We start from the raw sequence: 6,676 nt of genomic DNA on the forward strand, positions 1-6,676 counted from the left end.
GCCAATCTCTGTGCTACTGAACCATCACAGCTTGCCATGATTCTGCATGAACTCACGCAGAAATCGGACCAACTCATCCCAGTCAGGATTCTTGCCAATCAGTTCGGCAAAACAGTTATTTCGTTCCTCTTCTTCCTTGTCCCTTGTCTGCTTTGATGCGCTCAGGGTTTTACCTTCTGGACAACCCGTCACAATGCCCACACTGCGCCACTGCCACATCAGATCCGGGTGAAAACGAATGCGTTCCACAACTCTTTCCGGAAGACCCTCTACGGATCTATTTATGGATGCATCCGTAATTTGACAAGGCCATGCCTTTTCCAAATCTGCGGTACGGCCCCATCCATCCTGAGGTTGTCCCGGACAAGGAACGGCTTTGAAGCGTGCATGCCCGGCGGCTTCAATAAAGGTCGGAAGAGCCTGTTTATGTTTTTGAAGAACTTCCTGGCTCGTCATAAACTCCAGTATGCGACGGCTGGCTCTGTAATGAACCAAACCCAGAATATTCCGTATCCTGTCTGCAAGTTTTTCCCCATTCGGCAGAAATGAGGCGCGAATCGTGTCAACATATTTTGTCGGCGTGGCCCAAAAAAAGCCACGCGCATTTCCCATATAAACATCAGCTTCCAGATGAAAATACTTTCCATCTCCAGAAGCTTTTTCAAGACGTTGCAAATGTCGCTCTTCTACCTGAGATTCGTCTCTCGGCACATGCAGACCGTTCAATGCGATTGAGGAAAAGAGTTTGGCAGCAACATCCCAGGTAACGAAAGTGCTTATTTTATCTGGAACATTCGCAGATGCTGGACGGTTACTGAACCGATATTCCTGTCTGATATCGGCCACCGTCTGCATCATGTTGAGGATTTGCTGTATCGGTGCATTCTGACCCAGGGTCGTATCGCTGTTAAATCTATCTGAACATTCCTTCAAATACTGCGCGATCAAGTTTCTGCTTACATGGTCGGCATCAATGGCATGCTTGATATTGACCAGGACAATACGTCCCAAAGAGTGCTTGCGCAGGGCATGGAGCATACGTCCACCAATCGGCATCTTCGAGATACTCCACAAGCACCTCGAATTCAACCTCATGCAACTTCGTTGATGATTTGACAACCTCACATCAAACATACCGCACCCATGTTAATTTGGTTGGTGGTCATTTGCAATCAGATATCGCGCAAAATATTGCTGAATGGTTTCAATATATTGTATTTTATATACAAACAAGAAAAACCAATAGAAATCATCATCAATACTTACATGCAGAACCAATCCCTGCCAACCCCCTGCCCAGACACTGAACATTCGTGAAGGATAGGAATATTCAGGTCTGGCAAAGGACTGGAATCCGGTCAGCGGGCATGACCGGACATGGAATCATGCGATATTCTACCGTTTCACCCCATGTGACAGGCGCAAGCTGCCGCCATGCTGGTGAGAGGATTGGAGTTGCCGTGTCAGACCGGGACGGGTGTTGAAGGATCCGGCCTTGCGCTCCTTGGCGGCGATGGAACGCGGATCCAGATCATCCGACAACCGCCCGCCCAAGACCGAAGAGGCAATCACTTCCGCAGTGGTATGGAGTTGATTGTCCTGTTGATTGTTAGCATCGGAGGCATCGGATGCGGCCTGGGCTGCATTGGGATTGTTGGCGTTCTTGGCCTGGGCGACGCGACCGGTTGGATCCTGTGCGGCGTTGGCCTGACTTTGTCTGGCACGACTCCAGGCTGCCTCGGTTTGTTTGTCGGCCTGGCTTGCAGCGGCATGCCCCTCGGCAGCCTTGGCAGCGCTGGCCGCAACACCGGTAACGGTATCCACGGCCACACCGGTGGAACTCCGTTCACGGGTGGCCATGTTGGCCGCGACGGGGTTGAAATCGTTCTTGCCGGATCCACCGGATTCTTTGGCATCCTGATTGGCCCCGGCCACGGAATAGGTATCACTGGTCGATGAGGAATCACTCGTCCCAGAGACTTTGCCACTGGCCGCCTGACCATCGCCGGCACGGACCTGACCGCTCCCCTTGGCAGCCTCGGCCTCCTGACGTACACGAGTGATCAGTTGGGTTCCACTGGTGTTCTGAGATGAAAGGCTCCCATATCCATCTGTATTCTGACGGGTTGTCGCAATCAGTTGGGTGCCACTGACGCTCTGGCTCAGACGCACGGTGGGACCATTTTCAGAACGCCAGGTCGTCAGGAGTTCCGTACCACTCAGGCTGACGACAGGACCGTCACTCTTGCCGGATGATGCGGCTCCACTCTCGGTATATCCCTGGCCCTGGGTTTTGTTGAGGGCGACTTCCATCAGGCTTTGTTTGACCACGAAGCGTGGTGCATCACCGTTGGCATTGTGGGCATGATGATGGTGACTGTTGGGGGAGGAATTGGCCACCGTCAATTCAAAGTTGCCGGAGGCGGAGAGTCCGGTCGCATCGGTTGCCGTCACGGTGATGGAATAGACTCCGGCATCATCGCGGGTGGCAAAACCAGAGAAGGAAAGATTGTCCGGATCAAAGGTGAGCCACTGCGGCATGCCCGAGGTGGTATAGGTCACTGGAGAACCAGGAGTCAACACGTCCTTGAAAGCATCGGCAGAGAGGTTGAAATTGATGGGGCTCTGATCCGGTGTGGAATCCTCGGCATCAACATCGGTGTCCTGATCCGAGTTCTGAAGCGGATCGACCGTAATGCGAACCGTGGCCGTTCCAAACCGCCCGTCCGGGGTGCGCACCATGTAGGTAAACTGGTCGGTACCGCTGAAACCCGCATTGGGTCGATAGATAAAACTGCCGTCCTGTTGATAAACGACGGTACCGTGGGCCGCTGCCGAGAAACCGGAGACTTTCATGGCCGGGTTGGGGGTGCCAACCGGAAGATGATCCGGGTCGGCATCATTGGCCAGAACATTGGCCACGATGATGGGCCGACCTTCCCGGGTGGAGACGACATCATCGCGAACCTGCAATGGTTCGACTACCGGCTGGACGCCAATGAAAACCTGCGCCGTGGTGGTCGCCAGATATCCCTGCCCGTCGGAAAGCGTGTAGGTGAACGAGTCCTGTCCATGGAAGTTACCGGACGGAACATAGGTCAGGGTGTTGTCTGGATTGACCTGAATCGTGCCATGCGCAGGTTGGGAAAAGCCGATGATTTTCAGGGCATCGCCATCCACATCCGTATCGTTGGCGAGGAGGTCCTGATCAATCCGGATGGTCAGGGGTTGCCCTTCCTTGACCATGAACGTATCCAGACCCACCACGGGGGCATCATTGACGGGTGTCACATCGAGGACGACTTCGCCCTGGGCAATGCGCTGACTGCCATCACTCAAGGTGTAGGTGAATCTGTCCTGACCGACATAGTCGGCGTTGGGTCGATAGCTGAAGGTACCATCGGCATTGTACGTGACCTGACCATGTTCGGCCCCGGTGAAGCCGATGATCTGCAACGCGGGGTTGTGCCCACCGTTGGTGGCGTATTTCGCATCCCAGTCATTGGCCAATGGATTGGCGATGACGGTAGCACGGTCTTCCTGAGTGGTCTTGAAATCGGTTTCGGCATGCAACCCGTCGTTAATCGGATTGACCACCACGGTCACGATGGCGGTAGCGGTATTGCCGGCTGCATCTTCGAGGGTGTAGCTGAAGCGATCAAGACCGGTAAAGTTGTGATTCGGAATGTAGGTAAAGGTGCTGTCACTGTTGAGGATGACCTGACCATGCAATCCTTGAGAAAAACCTCCCAGAATCAGGGTGTCCTGGTCGGGATCGAGGTCATTGTTCAACAGATCGATACTCGGTTCGATGTCGAGCGGGGTATTTTCGGTGGTGGTGAGGGCATCCATGCCGGCGATGGGGGTATCCTCCACGGGCCGGACATGGATGGAAATGACGCCACCCGCCCATTGGGGTGAGCTGGAATTCCGATCTTCAACCTGAATGTTCAGGACATCGCTGCCATTCCAGTCGGTCTGCCCCTGATAGACGAGGCTGGCCAGGGCGGCATTCAGATTGGCTGTCGTGCCTTCGAACCGCATGGCGGACTGACCATTTTCACCCATGGTGAAGGTCAGGCCCGTGGTGTGGGTCAAGGTAATGTTGCCATGGAAGTCCGACAGGGTGACGGCCAGGATATCGGAAGATGCGGCATCGGCGTCGGAGATGCGAATATTGCCAACAGACAGTGATTGATCTTCATCGGCACTCAGTGCATCCGGAACCGTGACCACCGGGGCATCGTTCGTATTGGTCACGTTCAAATGCACCGTGGTGGTACCGGCTGAGGCACCACCACTGTCTTTCACGAGCAAGGTAAATTGATCCTGGGCCGCTTCCCCACCCGTGTGATGATAGGCGATGCGTCCGGCGGCCAGATCGGCCCCTGTAAAACTGTCACCCTGGCGCATGGCCATGCCATTCAACAGCACCTGTCCCCCATCCGGCAGATGCGTCAGGGTCAATTGTATGGCTTCGGGTGTATTGTCGGGATCTGCCAATTGGAGGTAGGTGCCATTCAAAATGGCCGTGGAACCTTCCACGACCGTCAGGGTGTTGGGCGTTGTCACGATGGGGGCATTATCGACTGCGGTCAGATGCACCACGTTGGTGACCGGATCGCTGGTCGAAAAAGAGTCCTTCACCACAAACTGAAGGGTACGCTCGGCGCTGGCGGCAGTCGGGTCCTGACTCAGGTTGGTCAAGGTGACCTGCCGCAAGGCGGCCTGATAATTGGCCACGGTGTCGGAGCCGGTCAGGGTCAGGGTCCCGGTTGCGGCATCCCAATGTCCGGAAATGTTGCCGGTATTGGCAAAACCCAGGACATCCTGTCCACTTTGGTAGTGACCGGTGATGGTGATGGTGGCACCGGTCAGGAGTTCGCCCGAGTCCACGTCCATGAGAGAAATACCCGGCGCAACCAGGATCGCGGGTCCGCCTTCGACGTAGGCACTATCGGCCCCTGGAGTCACCACCGGGGTGTCGTTCACAGCCGTGACCGTGATTGATGCCGTATCTGTGGCGTTGCTGAAGGCGGTGATCCCGCCATGGGTTGAGGTATCGACTTTGGCACCGGCGAGTCCGGATGCCTGGTCCCAGGCCCGGTAGGTGAATGTGGCACTGTCGGCATTCTGGCCATCCGGGACGAAGCGGATGGCATCCGTGCTGCGCAGGAGCAGGGCCGAGTTGGCCGATACCGCGCCCACATCGGTCCAGCCGGATCCGGTATTGTATTGCCAGATACCATTGCCGGAGGCGAGCGAGGTGATGGCAATGCCTTCGACCGCGCCACCATCGACATCGGTTGTCGAAGCACCAAGCAGGGCCGCAACCGTGTCACCGGCATTGCCAGTGGCGTCTTCGGTGATTGTGGTCAGGGTCGGCGCGGCGGCGGTCAGAACCGGGGCGTCATTGACGGCGGTAACCGTCAACGTGGCCGTATGGGTGGTGACGCTGAAGGCTGTGGTGTCGCCGTTGGTTGATACATCGACCTTGCTGCCGATGGCATCCGAGGATTGATCCCAGGCCCGGAAGCCGAAAGAGGGCGTTTCGGCATTGTCGCCATTTGGAACGAAGCGAATCGAATCGGTGCTGCCCAGGAGCAGGGCTGATGAATCCGAAACGGCTCCGACATCGGTCCAGCCGGCACCTGTATTGTATTGCCAGACACCGTTGCCTGCATTCAACGAGGTGATGGCAATGCCACTGACGGCTCCGGTATCCACATCCGTACTGGCCGCACCGAGCAGGGCTGCAACCGTATCGCCGGTATTGGTGATGGCATCTTCGTTAATTGTGGTCAGGGTTGTTGTAGCGGTTGCATCCAGGACCGGGGCATCATTGACTGCGGTAACCGTGATTGTCGCCGTGTCGCTCGCGGTGCTGAAGGCCGTGGTGCCACCACTGACGGAGGCATCCACCTTGGTTCCCGAAACACCCGAGGTTTGATCCCAGGATTGGTAGGTGAATGTCGCACTGTCGGCATTCTCGCCATCCGGAACGAAGCGGATGGAATCAGTACTGCGCAGGAGCAGAGCGGAGTTGGCTGATACCACCCCCACATCGGTCCAGCCGGCACCGGTGTTGTATTGCCAGACACCATTGCCAGAGGTGAGTGAGGTCATGGCAATCCCATTGACCGCGCCACTGTCAACATCTGCGGACGAGGCACCGAGCAAGGCCGCAACCGTGTCACCGGCATTGCCGGTGGCATCTTCGCTGATCGTCGTCAGGGTTGGGGCCGCAGCAGTCAGAACCGGGGCATCGTTGACTGCCGTGACCGTAAGTGAGGCTGTATTGGTCGCCGTACTGAAAGCGGTTGTGCCACCGTTGGTGGAAGTGTCCACCTTGGTTCCGGCTGCACCAGAGGTTTTATCCCAGGCCCGATAGGTGATGGTCACTGCATCCGCATTCAGCCCGTCCGGAACAAAACGAATGGAATCCGTGCTGCTCAGGAGCAACGCCGAAGCATCCGAAACCACTCCCACATCGGTCCAGCCGGCACCCGTATTGTATTGCCAGGTTCCATTGCCCGAGGTCAGAGAGGTGATGGCCAAACCGGCAACCATTGCCCCGGAATCCACATCCGTGGCGGAAACACCCAAAATGCTGGCGACGGTGTCACCGGCATTGTTCGTGGCATCCTCGGTAATCGTGGTCAGGGTCGGAGCCGCT

2 protein-coding genes are annotated in these 6,676 nt (G+C 56.4%); both read right to left on the reverse strand.

All coding sequences use genetic code 11. From position 1 onward, the window contains the following. Positions 1-24 precede the first annotated feature (24 nt). Positions 25-1,056 (reverse strand): hypothetical protein, encoded by a 1,032-nt coding sequence (locus HQL65_12725; protein MBF0137097.1) that lies wholly within the window; start codon positions 1,054-1,056, stop codon positions 25-27. 339 nt (positions 1,057-1,395) lie between these two features. Continuing rightward, positions 1,396-6,676, reverse strand: a 5,281-nt coding sequence (locus tag HQL65_12730; GenBank protein MBF0137098.1) for a tandem-95 repeat protein, incomplete at its 5' end; no start/stop codon positions are given.

The organism is Magnetococcales bacterium, assembly GCA_015228935.1.
GTDB lineage: Bacteria > Pseudomonadota > Magnetococcia > Magnetococcales > DC0425bin3 > HA3dbin3.